Genomic DNA, 23,913 nt, shown 5'->3' on the forward strand with positions numbered 1-23,913 from the left:
TGGAGAGTGCGTGCAACAAACCCAAGCAGACAACGAGGTAGAGGAAGAGCACCTGCTTAATTTTGTCGTCAACAGTCTCGGAGACGAGCTCCCGATTGATCTCGGTGAGAACGTAGAGGTCTCCGCTGATGAGTTATACGAGGTCCTCGCCGGCGCCAGCGCCGGCGGGACCTCGATCAATCACGTCTGCGAGACGACCGACGAGTCGCCCCACGCCAACACCGTCCGTGACCATCTCACCGATCAGTTCGACCTGGACGCTGTTGAGGCGGTCGGGAACACGCTCCTTCAACGAGATGCCCTCGAGACGCTTCCCGATCGACCGGTGGAGGTCGTCGCCGACCTCCACCTCGATCCCTACTACGGTGACGAGGACGAGACGGAGGCGCTGTACTTCTCGCAGGCGAAACGAGGAACCACGGCGTTTCACGCCTACGTCACGCTCTACGCGCGGGTACGCAACAAGCGGTATACGCTGGCGGTCCGCCAGCTGGTCGCTGGCGAGACCACAAGCGAAGTCCTCGCGGAGTTTCTGACTCTGCTCGACGGCCTTGACGCGTAATGACTAAGATAATTTTTGAAAGTCAAGGAACTTCTCACACCACTTCTTTGCGAAGCTGATTCGTTGCGTTATTTTCTCGAACGTCTCTTGAACGAGCTCTTTGAACTCGTCTTCGTTCTCAACGACGATCGGTGCCATTGTCCACTTGAGAAAGTCCCAGACTTTCTCGATAGGATTGAGATGCGGCGATCCTGACGGGATGAAAATCAGGTCGATTCCCAGTTGATGCGCGCGCTTGCGCGTATACTTACAGATATGTGCTCCGTGCTTGTCCAAGACCAGCAGAATCCGCTTGCCGGGATTCTGCTCGCGCACCTCCTCCAAGACGCCACAGATCCGCTCCTTCTTTTCGTCTTCCGTGAACGTCACGTGACTCTCACCGTTCAGTGCGTAGAATCCAACCGCAGAGTCGTGCGTTTTCACTAATGGCCGTTCAATGTGCGGGTCGTCGACGTACCAGACACGGCGTGAATTATCGTACGGCTGTGGTTTCGACGCGTCGAAGAATCCAAGGACAGTGCCGCCATCAGTACAGACATCGTCGTCAACGACCCAGCCGTCTCCGTCTTCTCCCTCGCGTTTGTTGTGTGGCTGCTCGTCCTCGTCGAGCGCGTCATCGACGCGCTCTTCGAGAATCTCATCTGGGTTCTCCGGCCGACTTGGTCGCTTTGGCCGTGGTTTCGCGTATGACAGACCGAGCTCCCGAAGGAACGTCCCGAGATAATTCGGACTGTACTCGACGCCGAACTCTTCGGTGAGAAGATGCTGAATCTCCTGCGATTTCCAGGGCTGGCCGTCACGGAGCATCTCCACCAGGTCTTCTTGTTCGTCTTCGTCGAGTTTCGGGGGCCGGCCGCCCCCGAAACTCGGCATCAGTTCTTCGAGGCCGCCTTCGTTCCAGGCTTCTGCCCAGCGATCACCCGTCGCCGCCGACCTGCCTTCACGGTCGGCGGCTTCCGGAATCGAATCACCCTGATAGAGGTTTTTCAGGAACCCGAGACGCCGCAGTCTGTGATCGTCTTCAGCCTCACGCAGCAATTCGTCGATCTCCTCTTCAGACAGGTGGTGCTTGATCTCCTTGCGACGTGAGCGTTCCATGAACGACAGTCGGAATTAACTCACAAAAGTTTTCGTATTCATTACAGGTCAAGGCCGTCTACCTCGACCGCGGCTTCTACAACAGCGGCTGCCTCGAATTACTGTACGCACACAACTACGCCTTCATCATACCGATCGTCAAATGGGGTGAGACGATTCAAGACGAACTCAGCAGCGGCTGGAGCCGGGTGATCGAGCACGAACTCGCCGGGCGGGTGACGTTCCTTGTGTTCATCGACTGCGTCTACCAGCGAGGTCGCTACGATGAACACGGGGTGGCGCGTCACGGCTAGAGTGGTCACTGCAACACTTGAATATTCAGAAGGAACGTGGCGATCTAGTTCTCAGCGACGCTCGGAGGCTTGTTTAATCGGGAAATCCACTCGTGGTGAGAAGCGCTTTGAGCTGGAGCCTGTGATGCGTATTCATCCATTGCGCTAATCACTCACGCCGCTGACGCGCCGTTCATCGACACCCCACGAGAAGCCCGAGAACACTACAGCAAGCGCTTCGGCATCGAATCAAGCTACCGGTTAGCCAAGCAGAGCCTCGCTCTGACCAGTTCTCGGGACGCTGGGCTTCGGCTCTTGCTGTTCGTCGTGAGTCTGTTGCTCCAGAACGTCTGGCGGTATCTCCACTGGAAGTACGTGGCGGCGCCCCGCCGCGGGGGGCGCCGCCTCTGGGACTGGCCGTTCACGGAGTTCTGTGAGATGGTGCTGCGCGCTGTCTGGACAGCACTTGGCGTTCGCAGGTCTGTTCCAGCGAATCAACCTCTGGACGACCGGTTCTTCCGGTAGTTGTCCCTGAATTGGGTCGGCGGTCGTGAGTGGAAACACTGTCGCGTCGGCGGCGATCCGCCGCCGACAGCGACTGTCCAGTGCTGATCACCGTCTCCGCCACTCCTCCGACACTATCCGAGCACGGATCAGACCGGTTCAGCATGTTCTCAATGCATTCGTGCGGTCACTGATGTGATCGACTGATCCTCTGTCGGGCGAAACCGCTCATCGTCGCGGTCACACCCGTCCGGAGTGACGAACCGAAGAGCGACGCGGTCGAGCGCCTGCTCGACCACGTCGCGGCCCTTCCATTTGAGATTGCTGCCCTCCTCGCCGACCGTGGGTTCTACGCCGGCGCGTCGATCGAGCGACTGGATGCAGCCGCATCAGTCGCTCTTCCAGTCATCCGCGGTGGGAAACAGATGGCTGAGAAACTCGATACGACGATCTCCTACTGGACGGAGTACGTGATGTACGAGGGGAGCGAGCGGGAACTGCGCTTCCCGCTCGCGGTCTGTGTCTCCTACCAACAGGGCAACCGGGGAAAACACGGCTTGCTCGTGCGGGCGTACGTGGCGTGCGATCTGGCTGATCGCACGCCGAAAGAAGTCGAAGCCCTCTACCAGAAACGCTCAGCGATCGAGACAGCCTTCCGAACGATGCGCGAAGCGCGTGCGCGGACAAGCACGACTGATCCAACCGTTCGGTTGTTGTTCGTTCTCGTGAGCTTCCTGCTGCGGAATCTGTGGCTCATCGTTCGGTGGGGCGTGCTCGCCACGCCGCGGCGCGGCGGGCGAGCACTGCCTGCTTGGTTTCGCTTCGAGGTGTTCCGTGAGTGGATTGATCACGTCCTTGACGACACGTTGGACCGGAAGTGGGAAGCACCGACAAACGGCGTCGGCATCCCGGCGACCTACAGCCAGCTGGACGCGGGCTAAGCCCGCCCGCGTCCAGCGCCAGCCCTATAAATGAGCGACTGCTGTGGATCATCCCCTAGATGACGGCGCTCTCACTGGCGTGAGACCGCCTTCTTTGTTCGACTCACTGAATCCGGTACTCTGTTTTAGTTCGTTTTGGTCCAGAAATCGAGTCAGCACTCAGGAACGATGGGAACTACCGATAGTGAAATAGGGAAGCTATTGAGGAACTCTGTCGACTGATCTCGTAGATACCGTTACGCCGTGCTATTCTTGGTTGTTCTTCTCTCGGGTCCTCAAAATTTATTTGGAGTCTTAATAGGAGTTCCGAACGATAGATCGTGAGCACGAAACGGACGGCTATTTCAACTACCTGGGTTAGCAGGCCGCCCGGCGCGGCCTTTTCTCCCAAACCTACCGGAGCGACTCAACAGACGTGCGGGCAACACTACGAGAAGCTCTTATCGCCCCGGCCGAGAGATTTCTACGAGCGGCTTACCGACGTGACCGACCCGACCACCTGCGAGACCGTGATACTCCATCTGGTCAATTATGCAATGAAACTCGCGCGGGCCATGGGCGGCGTTTACGAACGAATCACTCAGCATAGCCGAGGTTTTTGAGCCGGTCCGCGACCTTTCCCTCCTCAATATTCTTTGTTGTCGTCTCCGGCCGTTCAGCTACGATATCTCGCCTCGGTTCATTATCGTGTATCAACCACGGCACACGGACTAGCTGTTCGGTGTAGATTCCCCGTGGGTGTCCCCACTCTCGAATCGGGATCGGAAATGAACGTTCTCCAACCATGTTGCCGTGATCCGCAGTGACGACTGTACGTCCTTTGAGTTCTTTCATTAGTTCCTTCACGTGAGGGAGTGCACGGTCTAAGTTATCCGCGTAAATCTTCCAGAGCGTATCCTCATCGACGATGAGTTCTCCTTTTATCAGTTGTCCCCAAACGTTTTCTGCCTTGTCGCCGTTCATGTGTCCTTTATCAAATGTTGTGTCTGAATCAATGAACGGATAGTGGGGTTGCATGAAGTGGACTACGAGACGCTTGTTGGAATACTCTTGAGCAGCACGCTGTGCGTGATCGACGACTGTCTCGGGAAGCACCGTTCCGTGTTCTTCGTTCCAACCCGGCTCATCCCAAACATTGATGCTGGCATGGAGAGCAGGCTGTATTAATTCACGATTTTGATACAATTGGGGGTTCGAAGTTACGTATACCGTATCATGCAAGTCCCGTTCACCGAAGTTCGCTGTGAGAAATTCCGTAGTAGCTGACCCTCGTGAGGTACGTGATTCGAGACGCCCCGGAAGCCTAGATTGGCGTTCGAACATATCATACCGGCATGCATCGAGGATGAGTAGGTTGTCCCAATCTTCCTCGAAAATATCAACTCCTTCAGTATTATAGGATCGCCGATTGAGTCGGCGGTAATAAAGACGGTTCGCGTGGCGAACGAATAGTTTCGGACTTCCTGCTGCGCGGTATAGACGTGAAAGAGTGTTCATGTGAGAATTAACCATAGACAGGTAAAAAAGCAATTCGGTACACTTTGGTGCTCGCAGGTGCGCTTGCAATTCCCTCATGACGAGATATGTTCTGGATGGTCGCTTGTCGCCCTCCATCACGGCGCGGGCAGGATAAGAAAAGTCTCTGCCCGATTCAGAGCTACCCTCCCTGATTGAATGAGCTAACCGAGCCCAACCGGTTGACTGAACAACCGCTCCTCGCATGCCGATTCAAATACTGGAATCGGAGGCTTAGCTAAAGACCAATGACTACCGACTGTAGTCCACAACGACTATTGAATCCGGAACCACTATTAGGAGTGGTACAAACCTCGTTCTATGGAACGGTTAGGAAGATTGGTCCCCGGCGGGGCAGTCTCGCTTGCTCTGCTCGTTGGTGCATTGCCAACGACGTGGCTGCTTCCTAAACTGGTCGGGTATCTCCTCTCTGGAGTCTTTGTTATCGTTATACTGGCATTGACGATTCAATCAGCGCGAATTGTCGTCCCTCACTGGCCGGTGCTGGCTGGTCTTGGAGTCTATTGGATTGTCCTCATTGTCCACCTTGGGCTGACAGGGTCACCGAGCGTGATTCCGTATATTGGCCTTGTCCCACTTACTATCGTCGCACTTGTGTTCGGTGGGGCGCAGTTGATTTGGGAAAATCGAGGGGAATGGGCTGTCGGTGTCGTTACCATTACCACCCTCTTGGCGATTTGTGGATTCCTGCTTCTGGCTTTTCATGTGGTACTGGACTGGGGCGGACTATCGATGACTGGACGTCGAACTCTTGGAATGTTCAATTTGCGCATTTCTTCAATATACGATAATTCAAACCATCTCGGGTTTACGAGCGCCGTCGGTGCTGTTACTGCTATCTATCTCTGGCAAGAAAACAAACTCTCACGATGGATCATACTTGGTGTCTTCCTTTACTTTAGTATCGTCATGGCCAACGCTCGTGCGTCAGTCGTAGCTGCAACTCTTGCGATCGGGATTATGGTCGTTCACAACAGGCGACAAGTAAAAATTCTGCTGCCGATCGCGACGCTCACGTTAGTAGCAGCCACTATAACGATCCTCAGCGAATTCCTTGATGAGCTGGTTCGGAGTCTTACGCTACGGTTCGATACGTGGGTAACGACAATTGATACAATCATCACAGACCCACTGATCGGTGCCGCCTGGGATGCTTCATTGGGATCACACAATATGTTCATAATTGTCATGTATCAGGCCGGACTAATCGGCGGCCTCGCATACATTGGGGCACATCTGTTTGCACTCTGGTATGCAGTTCGTGCGGCACTATCCGGAAATACGTGGGACCGCTACGTCTGTGCGATGCTCGTATTCCTTCTCGTGACGCAGTTCTTCTCCACGTCAACGCTCGGTGGGTTAACCACCCCGTCGCTATTGCTTGCGCTGTTTGTCGGTCTTGGAGGGCGGAAGCACAGCATGAGTATCCGTCAATACAGATACGATATTGTCCAACAGTTCCGTTACCGATGGCCAGGCAAGCGGACAGAATAAACGAGCCCCCACGTGCATATGATTACTACGGCGTTTCTCATCGGAAATCTCAATAAAGAACACGGAGGTGCCCAGCAACTCCTATACAATATATGCTCTTCGCTCCCGAACAAAGAGTTCGATATAACCGTCTATTATATGTTTGGTGAAGGGACCTTCCAGAAACAATTCGAACGAGGAGGGGTTAATGTTGTCCCCTTGAATTCGAAATCGAACTACGATATAAGGACGTTTTTCGGATTGGTGAACCGTCTTCGGAAACAGCGACCAGATATATTACACACCAACTCCCCTATATCGGGCGCCTGGGGAAGAGTTGCTGGTCAAATGGCTGGCGTAGAGAACATCATCAGCACCGAGCACAGCGTCCATACCGGCTATGGCCCTTTGACTAGGTATGTCAATGGGCTCACTCTCCCGTTAGCTAACGTCGCCGTTGGTGTGAGCCACTCAGTTACACGATCGTTTCATGACTGGGAGCGGATACTGCTATCCAGCACTACTGAACAGTATACGATACAGAACGGGGTTGATGTGCAGAAAATCGAATCACAGTTTGAGAATTGTGAAAGTGCCCTATCTACCCACAGCCCCTTCTCTCTAAACGACACTATTATTGGCACCGTAGGGCGACTTGCTGAACCAAAAGGGATCGAATACTTGGTCAGATCGCTTCCTCTCGTTAAACAAGAATATCCCCAAGCGAAACTACTGATTGTTGGGGGCGGCCCCCGAAGGCAGAAACTCGAACAACTCGGCGAGCAAGTTGGCGTCGACGATAGCATTCACTTTTCGGGATATGTTTCGAACGTCTATCCGCTCTTACCGAACTTTACAGTCGCAGCGTTTCCCTCGCTTTGGGAAGGATTTGGTCTTGCGCCGGTCGAAACCATGGTCGCTGAAGTGCCCATCGTCGCGAGCGAAATCGACACGTTCGAGGAGGTGATCGGCGACGCGGGTATGTTAGTACCACCGAAGGATCCGGCGGCCCTGGCCGAGGCCATAACCTCGCTTCTGGATGATCAGGATAGACGGTGCGAACTGGGCGCAAGGGGATACGATCGGGCAATCGAACGCTTTTCGATAACGAACACTGTGAACGCGTATGCCGGCTTGTATCGCGACCTGATGGCTACAGATGCGTAGATCTTTTGCGTCATATAAACACTTATATAACAACAAATCGAAATCGCACGCACTCAGATGAGCACGAACGTCCTGTTTTTAGCAGTCGATTCTCTCCGCTATGACGCCGTGTTCGGCGATAATTCGTTTGATACGCCGAATCTGGATACACTCTCCAACGGAAGTGTCGTTTTCCATAATTGTTTTGCTCAGGGCGTAAGCACCGCGCCATCGATGACGTCCCTGCTCACCGGCCGATATCCGCTGGAGTATGGCGGCCACTGGTACATCGAGGAAACTCAGCCGACGATCGCCGAGCAGTTTCAGAACAGCGGGTATACGACCGGTGCCATTCACTCGAACCCGAACGTCTCCCGGTTGCGGAACTTCGACAAGGGATTCGATTACTTCGAAGAGAATATCATTCCCATACAATCCGATGGGCTTCTCGAAGCGGCTCCGGATGACGCCCTTCGATATCTGAACAAGTTCGTCCGGATACTCTCCAAATCCCCCTATATGCCCGTCTCGAAGGTCAACAGGAAATTGACCGATTGGATCGCCTCGACAGCCGATCCATGGTTCCTGTGGACTCAATATATGGACACGCATGGACCGTACCTGCCCGGCGGAGCGTTCACTTATCGCAACAAATTCCGCGCGGAAAAGCTGTGGCGCAAGGCGGCCGTCAATTCACCAGACGAGATTTCCGACGAGGAACACGAAGAACTACTGACGAACTATCGTAAAGAGGTGGAGTACTTCGACGTAGAACTCGGAAAATTCCTGCAGAAATTGAAAGAAGAGGGGGAGTGGGAAGACACGTTGATTATCGTCGTCGGCGATCACGGCGACGAGTTCTACGAACACGGCCTGTACGGTCACGGAAACCTCCCGTACGACGAATTGACGCACGTTCCACTATTGGTCAAATTTCCGCGAGAGAATTCCGTTGGTGCGACCGACGTCAACGAGCTGGTCCGAACAGTCGACATCCTCCCGACTGCACTTGATTACGTCGAAGCAGACCTGACAGACGAAATGAAAGAACGGATGCGCGGCGAATCGTTGATACCCCTAATACGGGACGATCAGTCGCCGTCGTACGATGTCGTCGTTACGGAAAAGGAGATGCGAGAGGATGACCATCTCCGATTCGGATTTCGGACCGACGAGTGGAAGTATCTCTACGATGGAAAGAACGAGCGTGAGTTCCTGTACGACCTCGTCGAGGATCCCGATGAATCGACCGACATCTCCGACTCTCACGAGGAAACGATGGACGCGTTTCGCGAGCACTTAGAAGACAGACTGGACGCCATCGAGGAAACGTCCGAAGACATCCACATTCCTGCGATCGACGAACAGGCAGGTGTCGAAGAGCAGTTGAAAGCGCTTGGGTACAAGTGACGACCAGAGATTATATCGTGGCGATGAAATCTATGATAAAGAGAGGTTGAATTGAACGGGGATATTCCGGGTAGCGCGGGATACGATCGAAAATTTCCGGTGGAGGTGACGAATTCTTCGGATGTATCGATTGTATCTTCCTATACGCGCACAAATATCTCTACCGATAGGTCACAACTCGTACAGCGTTCTATTGTAAGTAACCGAGGTCCTCGAGCCGATTCTTCGTCGAGTCGGTCATCGTGACTGAGCCCGAGGATTCGGCATGTTTGAACGACTCGAGCCATTCGTCTATCTCTGTCTCGAGGTCGGCTACTGTTTCAGGTTGGTCCTCGACACGGTCGTATCGTTCATCGGAATCCTCGGGCAGGTAGTATAGCTCGCGAGAACCATCCGAGCCCAGAACGAGTTTGTAGCCGTCCGACCGAATCGAGCGAAGCGATCGATCGTACTCGTATACATGGTTCGGGAGTTTATCGACCCGTTTCTCGAGGGCCTCCATCGACGGCTGTGGCGCAAGGTACTCCGCGATGGCTCTCGAACGTGGATCCGTTTCCGCGTCGGGGTGGAAGGACCGTCCCTGGAACGCCTCGCGGGCGTCGTCCGCATCGATCCTGGCCGCGTCGAGCAAGGTTGGCGGGAGATCGGTGAGTTGGACGAGTCGGTCGCTCTCGATACCGCCGGTGAAGGAACCGCCATGGACGATCAGGGGGACATGAAGCAGCGTCTCGTAGAGACAGTACTGGTGGTCCATCAATCCGTGATCGCCGATGTTTTCGCCGTGGTCGCCGGTGATCACGAGGATCGTCTTCTCCCACTCGCCTGCGTCCTCGAGCAGCTGCCGTAGCTCGCCGATACGATGGTCAAGATAGGCGAGTTCACCGCGGTACAACCCACGGAGGGCTTCGAGCTCTCGGTCAGAGAGATCGGTGTTCCCCGCGATGTAGCTCCACGCGTCTTGGGAGACGTCCATCGCCTCCTCGAAAGCAACGTCCGACGGGAGAAAGGGGTCGGCGAACGTCTCGGGTGGTCTGTACTCGAGATGGGGCTCGAGGTAGTTGATGAAGAGAAAAAATGGGCGGGAGTCGTCCCGATCGTCCAGCCAGTCGTAGACCCATTCGTTGGTTCGTTTCGCACCGTCGTCCTCTTGTTTGCGGAGGAACTGGCCGTAGACGGCGTTTGCGACGTTCGTGATCGGATTGCCGTCGACGATCCGGCGGGCGAGCGCCCGGAACTTGTCGATTCCCTCCTCGGTCCGGGCGATTTCGCCGAGATCGGTTTCGGACTGGACGTACTGCCACGTTTTGTAGAACGTTTCGAACCCCTCTGCGAAGCCGAACTCCTCGCTGATCCAGGTGTTGTTCGAGATGCCGACCGTCTCGTAGCCGTGGCGCTCGAACAGTGACGGCAAGTAAGGGACGTCCACGCTCGACTCCAGTTTTTTGTAGCCCGCATGGGCGCCGTGTTTGCTGGGATACGTGCCGGTGAGCAGCGACGCGTGGGACGGAAGCGACCACGGGGCGGCAGCGGTGGCGTTCGTGTATTCAACCCCATCGCTCGCGATTTCGGAGATCGCCGTTTCCTGGTGATCGCGGACCTCCCCGAGGGCAGCCGCCTTCGCGGTATCCATCACGAGAACGATAACGTTCGAGTCATCCATTGGGTACTCAGTTAGCAGGAGTTCTATCGTCATCGTTTTACCCCTTGTGATAGTCGTCCCGTTCACGATGGACGAGAGGTGTCGCGTCGTCTTCTTTCATATTGGCCGTGACGTGATCGGCGGTGGTTCGAAGATGTTGCTTCGACTGCTGACTTGTATCGACCGTTCCCGATTCGATCCGGTCTTAGTTTCACAGACTGACGACGAACTCTGCAAGCGTGCCCGTGAGGAGGGTGTTCACGTCGAGATCGTTCCGTTCCGCGGCACTCTCGATACTTATAACAGAGAGCTCCTAACGACGTCTCCGATGACGCTGTTCGCGACGGGAGCTCGGATTGTCCAATTCAACGCCGACGTGTTTTCCCATTTCCGGCGGGCGGATGTCATCTGGTGTAAGAATTTACGGGCAGTCCTGACGCTTCTCCCGTATGTTCTGGGAACCCGGACGCCCGTAATCTGGAACATCGGTCTCGGGTTCGAGTCCGACGGATCGCTCACATATATGAACGAGCTGGCGTTGTGGGCCGTCGATCACGTCTTCATCGAGTCTGATGACCAGGCACAGGCGGTGTTTACGGAGGGACAGTATCAGCGATACCGGGACGAGTTCACGACCTTCCACAAGGGGATAGATCTCGAACGGTTCGATCCCGACTCGATCGAGCCGACGATCGACGTTGGTGACGGGCTCTGCGTCGGGACTGCTGCGTCGTTGACGCCTCGGAAAGGGCTTGAGTACCTCGTTGAGGCGATTCCACGCGTCTTGGAGGACCATGATGATGTCACCTTCTTCATCGCTGGCGAAGCCCCAGAGGGTCACGAGAAGTATGCACGGGAGCTTCGCCGGCGTGTCGAGGGCCTCGGGGTCGGAGACAGCGTTCGATTCCTGGGTTGGGTTGAGGACATGCCAGGCTATCTGGCCGGGCTTGACGTCTTCGTTCTTTCCTCGCTCAACGAGGGGATTCCCGGTGCGGTTCGTGAGGCCCTAGCGATGGAAGTCCCTGTAGTTGCGACGGACGTTGGCGGGACCAGTACTGTGGTCGTTGAGGGAGAAACGGGGACGCTGGTTTCGCCAAGAAGTTCCGAAGAGATCGCTCGTGGAATCTCGGATCTCCTTTCCGACCCGGCTGGCCGCATGGAGAGAGGACAACGAGGCCGAGATCTGATCGCGACCGAGTTCTCGATGGAGGGCTACGTAGATCGTTACGAGGATTTCATTTTGACTATGATGTAAGCGTTTTTTTACATTTGTTATATAAAAGCCATAATCAAACTAAAGACATACTCGTAGATACTCTATATGATGACTATCGATGGTGTTTCGGTTATTATACCCACATATGACGATATTTCATATTTGGGACAAGCTCTAGATAGTATTATTGAACAGTCGGTCGATAGTATTGAAGTTGAGATTATCTTAGTTGACTCCAGCAGTACCGAAATAGCCGAAAGAATAGCTAATAGTTATGGTACGAACGTTCGGTATGACTGGATGCCACCAGAAGGGGTCGCCGCAGCACGAAACCGCGGGATTGAACGTGCAACTCACGAGGTAATCGGTTTCTGCGACGCTGACGACTACTGGCACGAAGACAAACTCCGCTATCAACTTCCACGAATTGAGGCAGGATACGACATTGTCTATTCCGGTGAATATCTCCTCACCGACGGAGCGGCGTTTCGATTGTCGTCTCTCTCCATCAAAAATTCTGATAATCAACATATAAATCACTTTCGTAACGGCGGGATCGGATCGCGATCAGTTCTTGTTCGCCGCAAGTGTCTCGATGACCAACGATTCGACGAGCGGTTTACTGTTCGCGAGGATCCTCATCTCTGGACCCGCTTGCTCGCAGAATACAGCGTGTCTCGGGTCCCGAGACCTCTCTCGTATAAGCGACGACGATCGGATTCACTGACTGCCGATAGGGATCTTGGCTTCCGAATGGAGATGATGGAGATTAAAGATCTCGTCGATCGGTATCCGGAACTCAAGCCGTATCGGAGCGAACGCGAGGTACGTGCCAAACTTCAGTACGCTAAGACGTTGATTTCCGACGAGAATAGATCACGAGATGCACAGCGAGTCCTTCTTGATTTACTCCAACAGAAACACTATTCTCCTCGGCTGGTATTTCTATCACTAATTAGTCTTCTTCCGATTATGAATAAGCAAGTAATTCGACTTCTCCAGGAAATCCAGTGGAAAATCACCAATTGAGCTGGTTATAAACTTGGGATATGGCATAAAAATTATTGATATTATATCTGTGCGTGTTTCAACTGCTCCGCCATGTCTACCGGAAACCGGGGGGAAGTGCTGCGCTCTTGTGAAGGACATTATTGGTAGAGAGCCTTCCGTCGATTTTGATTCGAGAGAGCACTGAAGACAGCACGACCTATGCAGAGGTTTCACAGGCTATAAGCGGGTGTTGACGAACTAACGGAAGGTTGATCCGATCGCCCGAAGAACGAATACAAATTCGTGTTTTCGAACTCCTTTGAGCGCAAGCAGTGTGATGAAGTAAATCGTCGGTGCAAATACGAGCGTTGGAACAAGGCCTTTGACTCCTGTAGCAACGATCACTGCCGACATTGTTGCGGCTGCGAAGACCGCTTTGACGGCAAAAACCGTTTCGAGGGGGATATCGAAGCGACGGTTTGCAACCCATAGCAACGTACCGAGTCCGACCGAGTACGAAACCATAGTCGCGAGTGCCGCACCGATAACTCCCATCATCGGGATCCATACTACGTTTAACCCGATGTTCAGGACGGTCCCGCCAACGCGGATGGCCGCGGGAAAAAGTGTCTCTTCGGCGGCCAGGAAGAGCTGTCGGTACAGCACTTCAAGGCCAATGAACACGAGTCCTGTAGCGATAATCGGAAGGAGAATCGTTGCCTCAGCGGCGACCTCTGGGGTCGCGAGAAGACTGAGAAATGGCTCACCTATCAGATAGAGACCGGTGATTGATGGTATTGACAGTGCGAGGAAATATCGGCTTCCGTCACGCAGGAACTGCCGACACTGTTCTCGATCGTTCTCCTCCCATAATCTTCCAAATTCAGCGAAAAACGAGATTCGCAGCGGTAAAATATATGTCCGAAGGATATTTGCAACAGTATATGCGACCGAATACACGCCAACGGAAGCCGCGCCAAGGTAATAGCCTATGAGGATCCGATCGAACCGGTCTTGAAACATCCCGAACACGTCAATCACCATCGCAGGAATCGCATACTGGAGTTGCGTGTGAATCCCATCGAACGTCGGCCGCTGGAGACCGACGTGTGAGATGACCGACCCTTGTAGAACGAGTGCGAATACGGTCTCGACGATGACGACCGTCGTTACGACGGCGATCAGGCTTTGATCTAGGATGAGCAGGACCCCGGCGATCGAGAGGACGTTCAGATATGTTTTCACTCCTTCCAAGGCCGAGTACATCTTCACTCGCATCTCCGACCGATAGTAGTTCTGTGCCATGTCTTGGAGGACATATACGGGGACCAGAACCGAGCCAAGCTCGAAGAATGGCGCATACGTTACGGATCCCAGAAAGACCTTCGCAGTTTGTTCGGCAAATACGAATATCAATACAGTTGCGACCGAGCCGCTTGTGGTCGCGACAAGCGTAAGCGAATAGTAGAGATCTGCCCGTCCAGTTCGACTTTCACGGGTTTGGGCGTAACGAACAAGCGCTCGCTCGAGACCAAGTCTGAAGAGGCCAGCACTTAACCGAGCTACGACCTCGATTTGAACGAACACGCCGTACGATGCGGTACTGAGTAGTCGAGTAATGAGTGGGATCAAGACGAGACCACGAATCTTCCGAGAGAGATTTATCGCGGTAGAGACGATGATGTCAGAGGACACCTTTTCCGCGATACTCATTTGCTGATGGTTCGTCCGGACGAACCACACATAGTTCAGGTGGTTTGATAATCCGATGGTGTCCAACTGTTGCCACTTATTTTATTCACACACCAAAATAATCAATTTTCCTATATAATATAGTATATAGAAAATCGAAAGGCAGAAATTATCTACTTCCTTATTGACGCCAGCTTTAATCGGCTTGGCGGGCTGACCGGCGCTCATTCTTAGTGCTTTCTCGAGCGAACACGTGCCGACACGCGTGGAACGAATCCAGTTCGGACGGCGGTAACGAGGACAAACGCTGGTACAAGGATGATCAGGTCAGCGAGCAGGCCGTAAAGTGCGTTGGCCGTCAGGCCCAGACTGCCGAGTGCAGTAAGGATCACGGCAAACAGGACGACTACGAACGGAGTCGGACGGCGGCGTCGAGCGTAACCTCTCGGTTGGAGTAATTGGTAGAGAAAATAAAGAAATACTCCGAACAGCAAGCCCATGAGGAGCAATCCCGGCGGCCCGAAATTAATGAAATAGTCCCCTATCGCGCCCGGTGGTCGACCGCCTGTCTCGCCGCCGAGCGTGCGATAGAGGACGCCGCCAGTTGTCGATATCGGTTTTCCCGGCCAGATTGCACTCGGGACGAAGTTTGTTACTGCGCGGAAATAAAACGTGCCGTAGTAAAACCCGATTTCCTCGGGCATGATCGAAAGCAGCGCGAGAAAGTTCTCAAACTGGTCATCATGAACGCCCGCGGTCAGCACGGGGATGAGGTCGATGCGTTGGAGGACAACTGGGAGCGACTCGTCGTCACGGAGCCAGCGGAGTGCGACGACGGTCGGCGCGAGGAGCACGCCCATTGCGGGGATGATCAGGGCGCGGACCATTGGTGGGAGGCGCTCAACTAAGTCTATGATTCGGCCCGAACGTACATCAACCCGTGGCCTGAGCGTTGCATAATAGAGGACGATCGTAACAAGCACGATTGAGGTCAGTGCACCACCGCGCGAGCCTAACAACACTGGAACGATGACGACAGGGACCAGTCCCCCTAACTCGACCACGGAGGGTGTCCGCTGATCAGTCAACACACCACAAAGATAGAGGAGATAGCCCAGTGGGATTGCGCGAGTCCAGATCCGGAGTGGGCCCGCACCTGCGAACAGCTGGCTCCGGGGAGTAATTCCGGTATAGACGAATAGCGGATTGTTGGTCGGGAAGACGACCAGCACGATCAATCCGAATGCCACCAACCCGACGAGCATATAGACGATTCCGATAGCTCGGAACAGCTCTCCCGGTACGTGACCGAGGTTATTGATGGCGGCACGGACACCCAAGACCCGTTCGCTGACCCACGCCATCACACGCGGGCCGACAACGTAATATCCAACGAGTGTGCTTGCAAAGGTCACTGTGAGCGCTGTTCCGGCGATCATCGTCCCCATATGCCAACTCCACGGGATCACGTCCCACCGGTAGGTTTGATCTGGTTTGAGGAGTAGATCATCGGCCAAAACCAGTCCGAGCATTCCAACGAAAATCGAGTGAAAGATGATTGGCTCGAAGTAGTCAATCTCGCGATCTCGGATGGCGATAGCCCATGGGACGGCAACTAGGCCGGCCAGAAGCACAACGAGAAGAATTGCGAAGACGTCCATCACTCCTGTTCAGTCTCAAACATGGCCTTGATACGATCTCCATAGGAACGGGACAGTTTGAGACCACGCTCGTCAGCGTACTGGTTTTCCCGATTCCGAAGGTCGCTATCAATTTCGACGTGCAAGCTCTTGCTGATGTGCTCTTTCTCAAGAACACTAAACGATACTGCTTTCGGTATGTATAAGCGTATTATCTCTCCCCTTATATCATGGGAACTAACATCAAAATATGTGTACAACCGTCTTCCTGGTGAATTAGATGATAGTGACGACTACTGTTTGACGGTTCATCACCTGTAAGGTAGAATCGATTCTACTGGGAAGTCTACCCAATCACGAGCCAGGTTCGGACCGAAATAGTTACAATCTACCACTCGGTCTTATGTGCAATCGCACACATGAACGATAACGAGGAGGGTGCCTCTTTTGAAGATAATATCATACTACTCACCATAGATTGTCTCCGCTACGATCAATGTGGCTTCAACGGTTATTCAAAAGACACTACTCTTTTTCTTGACGAACTCGCTTCGGACGGGTACGTGTTCGATCGGGCGATCACTCCCGGAACGTGGACCTCCGAGTCGTTCCCTGGCATACTCGCCGGACGACATTCGCCGGACGTGTCCTATTACGACGAACTCCGATTCAAAGCGATTCCGGAGGGTGCTGAAACGCTTGCGACGCAGATGCGAGGAGCCGGATTCGGGACGGTCGCGACGGTCTCGAACACGCAACTCACCTCCCATCGAAACTTCGACTGCGGGTTCGATTCGTTCTCGAATCTGGATGGTATCGAGAAATCGAGCGACGAAACGGAAGACCCTGGAAGCACCGATAGCCGGATCGTGAGCCGCTTGAAGGACTTTGCCAAGGAAACGCTTACGACCAACAAGGTCATGTACGAACTCAATTGTCGGGACAACCTCCGGACGTGGTACTCGCTTCCGGCACTCGCGAACCAGCTCTCGGGCCACTGGACCGGCTGGCCGTACACGCGAGCCGATGACGTTCTTTCCCGATTTTCCGAGGATCTACCCGCCGGTACCGAACACCCCGTCTTCGGCTGGACACACCTCATGGACCTCCACGCGCCGCTCCATCCGGACGGCATCGATGCTGGCGGGCTGTGTGACCGACCGCGATACCGGTGTCACATCGCGGACGTCAACCGGATCGCGAACAACGAGGATCCGGTCTACAAGGAGATGTACGACTCCGTGCTCCGGTTCGTAGACGACCAGATCCGGTCGTTCGTCGATGCGTTGAAAGCGAGAGGAGAGTGGGCGAACACGACGCTCATCGTCACCAGTGATCACGGCGAGGCGATGGGGGACCGAGGCGAGTACGGACACTGGAGCCACTACCCCTATGACGACTTGATCCGGGTTCCGTTGATCGTTCACCCTGCAGGAGGAATCGAGGAGACACACATAGAGCACGTGTTCTCACTGAGTTGGCTGTACGAACTCGTCGCCGAACTAGCGGAGATCGAAGCTGCTGACCTCCCCGCACAGTCCGGCGTCGAAAGTCATCTCGATGGGTCTCCGAAGGACACGATCGCAGTTACGGATTCGCTCCGCGATTGGGGTCAGCTAGTCGTCGCTTCTCGCGACGACTGGAAGCTCGTTCGAAACTATAACCCAAGACCCCCACGAGACCAGTCGGAACGATATTCGATGCTCAAACACATTCCCGGTATCGACGGCGATATTTTGGACCGACTGGACGCGTTGAACGGCGCGTATCGCTTATCCAATGATCCCGGGGAAACGTCCCCGCTCGACGTCTCTGCGGCTCCACCGGAACTCCAGGAGATCGCCGACGATATGGAGACCCCGTCGCAGTCAGTGCCGGAAGTCGGTGACGAAATGGCCGAGGAGACGAGATCGAAACTGAAAGATCTGGGATACCTCTGACGACGTGCTGTGGCAATAGAGACGACGACTCATCGTTCATCATCGACGGTACGGCCCGATATCAGCAGTTGGAGCGAGATCCCACCCATTATATACATGGGATTTGAACGGGTATTCAACATGGCGTCGTCCCCGTTCTTGCGACGACTCTCTCCCCTCCGCCATCTCTTGAGCTTCGAGGTCGTCTTCGCGCTTTTCCTTTTTGCCGGTGTCTACAAGGCATCTCCACATCTCGACTGGACTCCGTACGACCTGACGGCGACGTTCGCGGCGCTCGTGTCTCTCGTTGCAGTGATCCTGGTTCTGACCGGCCGTGTCGACTTCCGGATCGAGTCGCTTCTGCTTGCGAGCCTTCTCGCCGTGTTCGTCACCTACGCCCTCTTCTCACTCCGGTGGACGCCAGGCAACGGCTACGCCACCGAGAAAGCGTTCCGGCTCGCGAGCGTCACCACTCTCTCCTTTCTGGGCTGTGCGTTCGTCGTAAGCAAGGCACGAATCCGTCTCCGTCGATTCCTTGCGACCACGCTCGCGTTGGCTCTCGTAACGGCGGCCGCGGCGCTGTATCTTCTCTACCTCCACGGACCGGTCCGTATCGAACCGTTCAACACGGTCTATCTTACCACTGGCCGGATGATCGGGTTCGGGGTCGTGATCGTCGGGACCTATCTCCTTTTTTCATCGACGTCGATCTGGCGCTCGTTCGTCGGGGTTTCGCTGTTCGTACCGCTGCTGGTGGCTCTCTCCGTACTCGACGGACGCGGTCCGTTCGCCGCAGCCATCATTACGGTCGGGTTGCTCGTTCCGCTCGCCCTCGTCGTCACCCCGCTTCGATACTGGCCGATTCGACTGGTTCCGGTGATCGGTGCGATTGGGAGTATCGGAGCACTCCTCTACTATTTCAGGGATACGCTTCGACTCGTCGAGAAGTTCGAATCGATATTCGCGGGGAATACTGCCCCATCGTACACCAATCGCGTCGATTACATCACTGCAGGAATCGACGTCTGGCTCTCCGGGAACACTGTCGTCGGCCACGGACTTGGGAGTTGGCCCGCGGTCTCCGGGCAACGAGCCCATTGGCCACATAACATCGTCATCGAACTCCTGGTCGAACTCGGTCTCGTCGGGACCGTCCTCTTCTTCCTCCTCATACTGGTCGGTCTCTATTTCACCCTCGAGGGATACCTCACAACCCTCGAGCCCGAGTACGTCGCCGTGTTCGCTATCCTTTGTTATACGTTCCTCAACGCCCTCGTAACGGGGAATTTCAACGACAACCGGTTCCTGTTCGCCGCGATCGGCCTACTCTGTTATCGGGTCCACGCTGGGACTGCTCCCCCACTTCTCTCTATCGCGGAGATTCGGTCCCGTACCACCCAGTTTTCCAATAGTGATTGATTATTCTCTCTTAGATTCTTGGACTATTAGCAAGGACTCCTCATTCGATTAATCCGCAGCCCAGATTTTTAGCTGCATCCTCGACAGCATCCCATTCTTCGGTTTCAAGTGCTCTCTCAAGATCCCGGCAGGCCAGTTCAACCGAAGATTGAGGTTCGGCCGATTTCACGTTATCAGTTCGTGGGTCTTCAATAAGTTCCCAGAGGCCAGTTGCAAGGGTTTTCACATGTCCATGCTCTTCAAGACGTCGTAAACGTTGGGAGACGTAACTCTGGTTGTAATCGGTACGATCTTCGACGTATCCGGGCGTTACACGCCCTTCTTGGAGAACATTGAGTACAGCGTTATCGGCAGTATTCAACTGCTCCGGCTCCAACATAGATGGGTCTTGAATCGCCAGGATACTAATTACATGCTGTAATTAATAACCCCCACTCTAAATTAGAATGTAGAGTACTAATTAACAGTTAGTACTAAGTATGGCCCGATCATAGCTGTCAGTAGAGGATACAGGGTGGCCGGGGAAACCGATCCTCGGCCGGGTGGTTAGAACACCCGACCTGTGTCCCATAGCAGGACAATGACTCGATACAACCGCACGAAAGAAAAGCGCACCGACCCACGACCGGCGCACGTTCATCTGGGCGTCGATACCGAAGGCGGCTCACACGTCTACCACGTACCCAGCGAGAGCGTCTATACGATCGAGGGCACCGCCGTCGCCTACCACGAGTTCCTCGAGGGTCACCCGATCAGCACCTACCTGGAGTACGTCGCCGATCGCCGCGGCTGGCTACTCCGGTCGCTCGACCGTCGAGCGGCCGACGCCCTCCAGCAATGGGCCGAACACACGACGGCCCATCACGGCAGACTCGAACACACTACTCGTGTTCCCTGCGGTGAGGATCAATGATGGGGGAGACCATCACCGCATCCCCTCGACAGCTGCTCGTTGGCCTGCCGCTTGGCTCCCAGGGAGACCTCCGTTGTCAGCACTGTGGCAACGAACTGTACGAGGGCGAGCCCGTCAGCGTGATCGCCGCTCGACCCGCCGGCACCGTCACGTGGCTGCTCCAGCGGGTCCGCTGTCAGGAGTGTACTCCGAGTGCGATCCGTCAACCGACCCTCGGGTGGACCGAACTGCTGGTACGGTGTCGACTCGGAACTCTCGCCGACGGGGCGACCCAGCGGACTCGACTCGTCGCCCTCGAACCGATCGTTCTGACGCGTAGCCCGCCTGCCGAGAGCGAGCCACAGATGGGCACAGATACCGACGCCTCGAACGCCAGGATCACTGCTTCGGGTGCCCCCATCGAACACGAACCACCGCGTACGATCGTCGATTCCCCCGACTCGAGCGGAGAGCGACGAACGGATCCGGAGGCATCCGATGGACGATAACGCGCCCGGCAGTAACTCACCGACGGAACTCGCCCGCCGGCTGGAGACGGTCGCCGCCGATCTCCGTGTACTCGAGACCCACCTGCCGGCCCCGCTGACGCTCGAGGAGACGCGGCGGGAACTCACGGCGACTGCCGGGGCCTGTCGCCGAGTCGCGGACTCCCGATCGGGAACCGAAACGGAGTCCGACCCGGCGACCCTCCCCGAGAGACGCTCGTCCGAGGAGACGTCTCGAGGTGATCGATAGCCGTGGCCTCCGACCCGCGAAACGAGGCGGCCGACGACGGGGCACCGACAACCGTCGCGCACCTCGCGGACGCCGTCGACCGCCTTCGCGAACGGATCGACCGACAGGACGCCATAATCGGGCGACTCGTCGCCGACCTCGACGCCGAACGGGGACGCCGCCGGGGGTACGAACGCTGCCTCGCCGAACTCGATCGCGATCACCAGTCTCGCCCCGCCGTCGAACTCCGGGTCGACGAGGGCGACACCGGATGCGAGATCGGCGACGTCTGGATCGGCGGCCTTCCGGTTGGGAAACTCGCGGAGAACACGAAAGACCGGACGCGGGACCTACAGACATCGATCGAAACGCTCGCGGAGCGTCTCGAGCGGGTCGAGCGCGGCGAAGTCGATCCGAGCGAACTCGTTGCCCAGTCGAGTGGGCCGGAGCTCTCCGAGTTGCTCCCCCTCCATCGCCACTATCTCCGGGCGACGACCCTCGAGCCTCGGGACCACGACCTGGCCCCCAACCAAGAGCTCGCGGGCCGGACCTTCCCGTTTCTGGCCGACCAGGCCGTCCCGCGTGGCGACGGGGAACTCGTCCTCACCTCGCCGAACGTCCGTGACGTGATCGAACGGAAGGTCGCCACGCCCGCGCTCGCCCGCCGACTCCCCGAAGTCGAGAGCCCCTCCCGCGAGACCGTCAAGCGGGTGATGGAGTTCGTCGATCGCTTCGGTACGGACCTCTTCGAGATGCGGCGGGCGAAAGACACCGGTCGGACCACCAACGAGATCGTGATCGACCGGGCGGCCTGGCTCGAGTACGCCGAGGGACTGACCGACGGCAGCAACTCGGAACCGGACGTGGATTCCACCGAGACCGACGACGGCGCCCTCGCTCCCGAGGCGGGGACCGCACTCGAACGCTCCGAAAACGCGACCCGAACGAGTACTGACCGAGGTGGACTGTAACGGTGTTGTGACGCCGTTCGGAGGCGAGGCGTGACGCCACCGCGGCGGACTCCGCCGATGGCCCTCCGGATCCACACGAACACCGCTGATTTCGTCCTCCGGGACGGTGTATTCATCGGTCGGCTACCGTGGGGTGTGACGCCTCTCGTTTTAAACTCGGTATCAACTCAAGAAATAAAGCTGGCTAGTGCGTCACACCACTCGTTCGGCGGGCGTCACAACACCGTTACTCACCGAGTTTCCGTCATCCGCTGCGATCACGGAGCGCTCGAACGACGTCCGTCGGATGGGCACGTTGGCCCTGTCCCTCGTCAAGCACACTGGAGACATCGACGGAGCGAACGGCGGACGAACCGGTGATCGACGGGATCGGCCGTCTCGCTTTCCTACAGTCTCCAGCGGAACTACGAGTGTATATGTGTCTGTCCGTCCGCACCATCCTCCCTGTTCCAGGCGAATTACGAGTGTGTATGTCTCGATCTCGGTCGAGGGAATGAGGATCGCTCCGATCCGAACTCCGGATCGAACGACCGTGACTGCCGACGGCTTCAGCGAACGACGTCCGCCGAGACCGATCCGACCCGATCGACGCTCGCCCGGACCGAGTCGCCCGCCGACACCACGCCGGCCCCCGGCGTCCCGGTGTTGATCACGTCGCCGGGCTCGAGCGTCGCTACCCGCGAATGGAAGGCCACCAGTTCCCGAGGCGGGAAGTGCATGTCAGCGATCGGTGCGGCGGCGACCGTTTCCCCGTTTCGCTCGGTGCGAACCTCGATGTCCTCAATCTCTTCCCCCGCGTCGGGAACGTACAGCTCCGGGCCGTAGACCAGAAAGGAGTCGAACGCTTTCGCCCGCGTCAAGAACCGAGGGTTACGCTCGAGGACGTCCTCGGCGGTGGCGTCGAGCAGCGGGACGAACCCCGCGACGACGTCGTCGACCTCCCCTTCATCCAGGTCGCTACAGGTCCGACCGATCACGACGCCGAGTTCGGCCTCGACCGTGATCCGGTCGGCGAGCGCGGGGTCGGGAAGCCGGATCGGGCCGCCGGGACCCACAACGGAGGTGGCTGGCTGGAGGAAGCTCGCGGGTTCGTCGGGCGACTGCTCGTCTAAGTCGCTCGCGTGGTCGGCGTAGTTCAGGCCGATCCCCCAGAGCTTTCCGTCGCCGGGGAGGACGCGGTCGAACGCGAGGTGATCGGCCGGAACGGGATCGGCCGTCGCCCCGTCGGGATCAGGCAGAGTCCCCCCGGCGGCGGCCCGGAACGCGTCGTCGATCCTCGAGAGTCCAGAATCGGCCGACGAGAGCGGGACGAACCCTGCCTCGCCGCCGAGCCACGCGCGCCCGTCGGGGGTTCTGGCGAGGCGGGTCATTCGTCCTCCCGGTCGGTCCAGAAGTCGAACGAGCGCCCCGGCGCGAAGACGTCCAGCCCGACCGCGCGCTCGTCGGCCGTGTTCTCGACAGCGTGGCTCTCCCAGGCGTCGAGCCAGACCGAGTCGAAGCGCTCCAGGGTGGTCGCCTCGTCCTCGGTTCGGACGGTCAGCTCGCCGTCGAGACAGAGACAGACCTGCTCGTTCTCGTGGTCGTGCATCGGAGAGCTGTGGCCCGGGGGCTTCTCGAACCACTCGAACGAGAAGCGGTCGCTGCCGGCCATCGCGACGCGGCGCCAGCCCTCGTCGGGCTCGTAGGTCTCGGCGTCGTCGAACTCGACGGGCTTCATCGGCTCGTCCCCCTGGCACCGCCGTCGGCCGGGAAACACGGGCCGTCCCGGCATCCGTCGGTCGATACTCCTGGCGTCGCCCCCTCGCTCTTTCCTACCATGGCGCTACGAGGGGCGGTCACCGACAAAACAGCTCGGGTC

At 56.5% G+C, this 23,913-nt stretch carries 20 protein-coding genes and 3 pseudogenes; 15 read left to right on the top strand and 8 right to left on the bottom strand.

Going from position 1 to position 23,913, the window contains the following annotated elements; all coding sequences use genetic code 11:
• Window positions 1-10 precede the first annotated feature (10 nt).
• Window positions 11-556, top strand: a pseudogene (locus tag LCF40_RS16440) (ISH3 family transposase); the annotation flags it as partial.
• Between the two features lie 9 nt (window positions 557-565).
• On the opposite strand, the gene LCF40_RS16445 reads toward LCF40_RS16440, so the two are convergent.
• The gene (locus LCF40_RS16445) at window positions 566-1,660 is read right to left on the bottom strand and encodes an IS630 family transposase (protein WP_224829303.1); all 1,095 of its coding nucleotides are present in this window, start codon (window positions 1,658-1,660) and stop codon (window positions 566-568) included.
• 41 nt (window positions 1,661-1,701) lie between these two features.
• Here LCF40_RS16445 and LCF40_RS16450 point away from each other — a divergent pair.
• The 3 genes and pseudogenes from LCF40_RS16450 to LCF40_RS16460 form a co-directional block, all read left to right on the top strand.
• Window positions 1,702-1,950, top strand: a pseudogene (locus LCF40_RS16450) (ISH3 family transposase); the annotation flags it as partial.
• Window positions 1,951-2,109: 159 nt separating this feature from the next.
• Window positions 2,110-2,457 (top strand): annotated as a pseudogene (locus tag LCF40_RS16455) (ISH3 family transposase); the annotation flags it as partial.
• A 209-nt stretch (window positions 2,458-2,666) separates the two neighbouring features.
• Window positions 2,667-3,377 (top strand): transposase, encoded by a 711-nt coding sequence (locus LCF40_RS16460; RefSeq protein WP_425600720.1) that lies wholly within the window; start codon window positions 2,667-2,669, stop codon window positions 3,375-3,377.
• A 576-nt stretch (window positions 3,378-3,953) separates the two neighbouring features.
• On the opposite strand, the gene LCF40_RS16465 is transcribed toward LCF40_RS16460, so the two are convergent.
• Entirely contained in the window at window positions 3,954-4,700 is a 747-nt protein-coding gene (locus tag LCF40_RS16465; RefSeq protein ID WP_224829304.1) for an LTA synthase family protein, read from the bottom strand.
• Window positions 4,701-5,213: 513 nt separating this feature from the next.
• Here LCF40_RS16465 and LCF40_RS16470 point away from each other — a divergent pair.
• From LCF40_RS16470 to LCF40_RS16480, 3 genes are read left to right on the top strand one after another with little or no spacing between them, the layout of a single operon-like run.
• A complete protein-coding gene (locus LCF40_RS16470) occupies window positions 5,214-6,407 on the top strand; it encodes an O-antigen ligase family protein (protein WP_224829305.1) in 1,194 nt (397 codons plus the stop codon).
• Between the two features lie 18 nt (window positions 6,408-6,425).
• Window positions 6,426-7,553, top strand: a complete 1,128-nt coding sequence (locus LCF40_RS16475) for a glycosyltransferase (RefSeq protein ID WP_224829306.1) — start codon at window positions 6,426-6,428, stop codon at window positions 7,551-7,553.
• Window positions 7,554-7,610: 57 nt separating this feature from the next.
• Entirely contained in the window at window positions 7,611-8,942 is a 1,332-nt protein-coding gene (locus LCF40_RS16480) for a sulfatase family protein (protein ID WP_224829307.1), read from the top strand.
• A gap of 190 nt (window positions 8,943-9,132) precedes the next feature.
• Here LCF40_RS16480 and LCF40_RS16485 read toward each other — a convergent pair whose 3' ends face one another.
• On the bottom strand, window positions 9,133-10,602 hold the full coding sequence (locus LCF40_RS16485) for a sulfatase (protein ID WP_224829308.1): 1,470 nt from the start codon (window positions 10,600-10,602) through the stop codon (window positions 9,133-9,135).
• Between the two features lie 67 nt (window positions 10,603-10,669).
• Here LCF40_RS16485 and LCF40_RS16490 point away from each other — a divergent pair, with 67 nt between their 5' ends.
• Window positions 10,670-11,836, top strand: coding sequence for a glycosyltransferase family 4 protein (locus LCF40_RS16490; RefSeq protein ID WP_224829309.1), 1,167 nt, complete (start codon window positions 10,670-10,672; stop codon window positions 11,834-11,836).
• Between the two features lie 69 nt (window positions 11,837-11,905).
• On the top strand, window positions 11,906-12,826 hold the full coding sequence (locus tag LCF40_RS16495) for a glycosyltransferase family 2 protein (RefSeq protein ID WP_224829310.1): 921 nt from the start codon (window positions 11,906-11,908) through the stop codon (window positions 12,824-12,826).
• 219 nt (window positions 12,827-13,045) lie between these two features.
• On the opposite strand, the gene LCF40_RS16500 is transcribed toward LCF40_RS16495, so the two are convergent.
• Window positions 13,046-14,500 (bottom strand): lipopolysaccharide biosynthesis protein, encoded by a 1,455-nt coding sequence (locus LCF40_RS16500; protein ID WP_224829311.1) that lies wholly within the window; start codon window positions 14,498-14,500, stop codon window positions 13,046-13,048.
• Window positions 14,501-14,709: 209 nt separating this feature from the next.
• The gene (locus LCF40_RS16505) at window positions 14,710-16,140 is read right to left on the bottom strand and encodes a hypothetical protein (protein WP_224829312.1); all 1,431 of its coding nucleotides are present in this window, start codon (window positions 16,138-16,140) and stop codon (window positions 14,710-14,712) included.
• A 398-nt stretch (window positions 16,141-16,538) separates the two neighbouring features.
• Between LCF40_RS16505 and LCF40_RS16510 the strand changes: the two genes are divergently transcribed.
• Both LCF40_RS16510 and LCF40_RS16515 read left to right on the top strand, forming a co-directional pair.
• Complete coding sequence (locus tag LCF40_RS16510) at window positions 16,539-18,059, top strand: sulfatase family protein (protein ID WP_224829313.1); 1,521 nt, start codon at window positions 16,539-16,541, stop codon at window positions 18,057-18,059.
• A 120-nt stretch (window positions 18,060-18,179) separates the two neighbouring features.
• Entirely contained in the window at window positions 18,180-19,457 is a 1,278-nt protein-coding gene (locus tag LCF40_RS16515) for an O-antigen ligase family protein (RefSeq protein ID WP_224829314.1), read from the top strand.
• Window positions 19,458-19,497: 40 nt separating this feature from the next.
• Here LCF40_RS16515 and LCF40_RS16520 read toward each other — a convergent pair whose 3' ends face one another.
• Window positions 19,498-19,836, bottom strand: coding sequence for a MarR family transcriptional regulator (locus LCF40_RS16520; protein ID WP_224829315.1), 339 nt, complete (start codon window positions 19,834-19,836; stop codon window positions 19,498-19,500).
• 201 nt (window positions 19,837-20,037) lie between these two features.
• On the opposite strand from LCF40_RS16520, the gene LCF40_RS16525 reads away from it, so the two are divergent.
• Genes LCF40_RS16525 through LCF40_RS16540 form a run of 4 tightly spaced genes read left to right on the top strand, consistent with a single transcriptional unit; the run spans window position 20,038 to window position 22,055 of the window.
• Window positions 20,038-20,370 (top strand): hypothetical protein, encoded by a 333-nt coding sequence (locus LCF40_RS16525; RefSeq protein ID WP_224829316.1) that lies wholly within the window; start codon window positions 20,038-20,040, stop codon window positions 20,368-20,370.
• Window positions 20,367-20,858, top strand: a complete 492-nt coding sequence (locus LCF40_RS16530; protein ID WP_224829317.1) for a DUF8112 family protein — start codon at window positions 20,367-20,369, stop codon at window positions 20,856-20,858. The genes LCF40_RS16525 and LCF40_RS16530 overlap by 4 nt, the downstream gene beginning before the upstream one ends.
• Window positions 20,848-21,105 carry a hypothetical protein gene (locus LCF40_RS16535; protein WP_224829318.1) on the top strand — a complete coding sequence of 86 codons (258 nt, stop codon included), beginning with the start codon at window positions 20,848-20,850 and terminating at the stop codon, window positions 21,103-21,105. The genes LCF40_RS16530 and LCF40_RS16535 overlap by 11 nt, the downstream gene beginning before the upstream one ends.
• Window positions 21,106-21,107: 2 nt before the next feature.
• Window positions 21,108-22,055, top strand: coding sequence for a hypothetical protein (locus LCF40_RS16540; protein WP_224829319.1), 948 nt, complete (start codon window positions 21,108-21,110; stop codon window positions 22,053-22,055).
• Window positions 22,056-22,603: 548 nt separating this feature from the next.
• On the opposite strand, the gene LCF40_RS16545 is transcribed toward LCF40_RS16540, so the two are convergent.
• Together LCF40_RS16545 and LCF40_RS16550 are read right to left on the bottom strand one after the other, a co-directional pair.
• On the bottom strand, window positions 22,604-23,425 hold the full coding sequence (locus LCF40_RS16545; protein ID WP_224829320.1) for a fumarylacetoacetate hydrolase family protein: 822 nt from the start codon (window positions 23,423-23,425) through the stop codon (window positions 22,604-22,606).
• Window positions 23,422-23,772 carry a cupin domain-containing protein gene (locus tag LCF40_RS16550; protein ID WP_224829321.1) on the bottom strand — a complete coding sequence of 117 codons (351 nt, stop codon included), beginning with the start codon at window positions 23,770-23,772 and terminating at the stop codon, window positions 23,422-23,424. The genes LCF40_RS16545 and LCF40_RS16550 overlap by 4 nt, the downstream gene beginning before the upstream one ends.
• Between the last annotated feature and the right edge of the window lie 141 nt (window positions 23,773-23,913).

It is taken from the genome of Saliphagus infecundisoli (assembly GCF_020177375.1).
In the GTDB taxonomy this organism is placed as follows: Archaea; Halobacteriota; Halobacteria; order Halobacteriales; family Natrialbaceae; genus Saliphagus; species Saliphagus infecundisoli.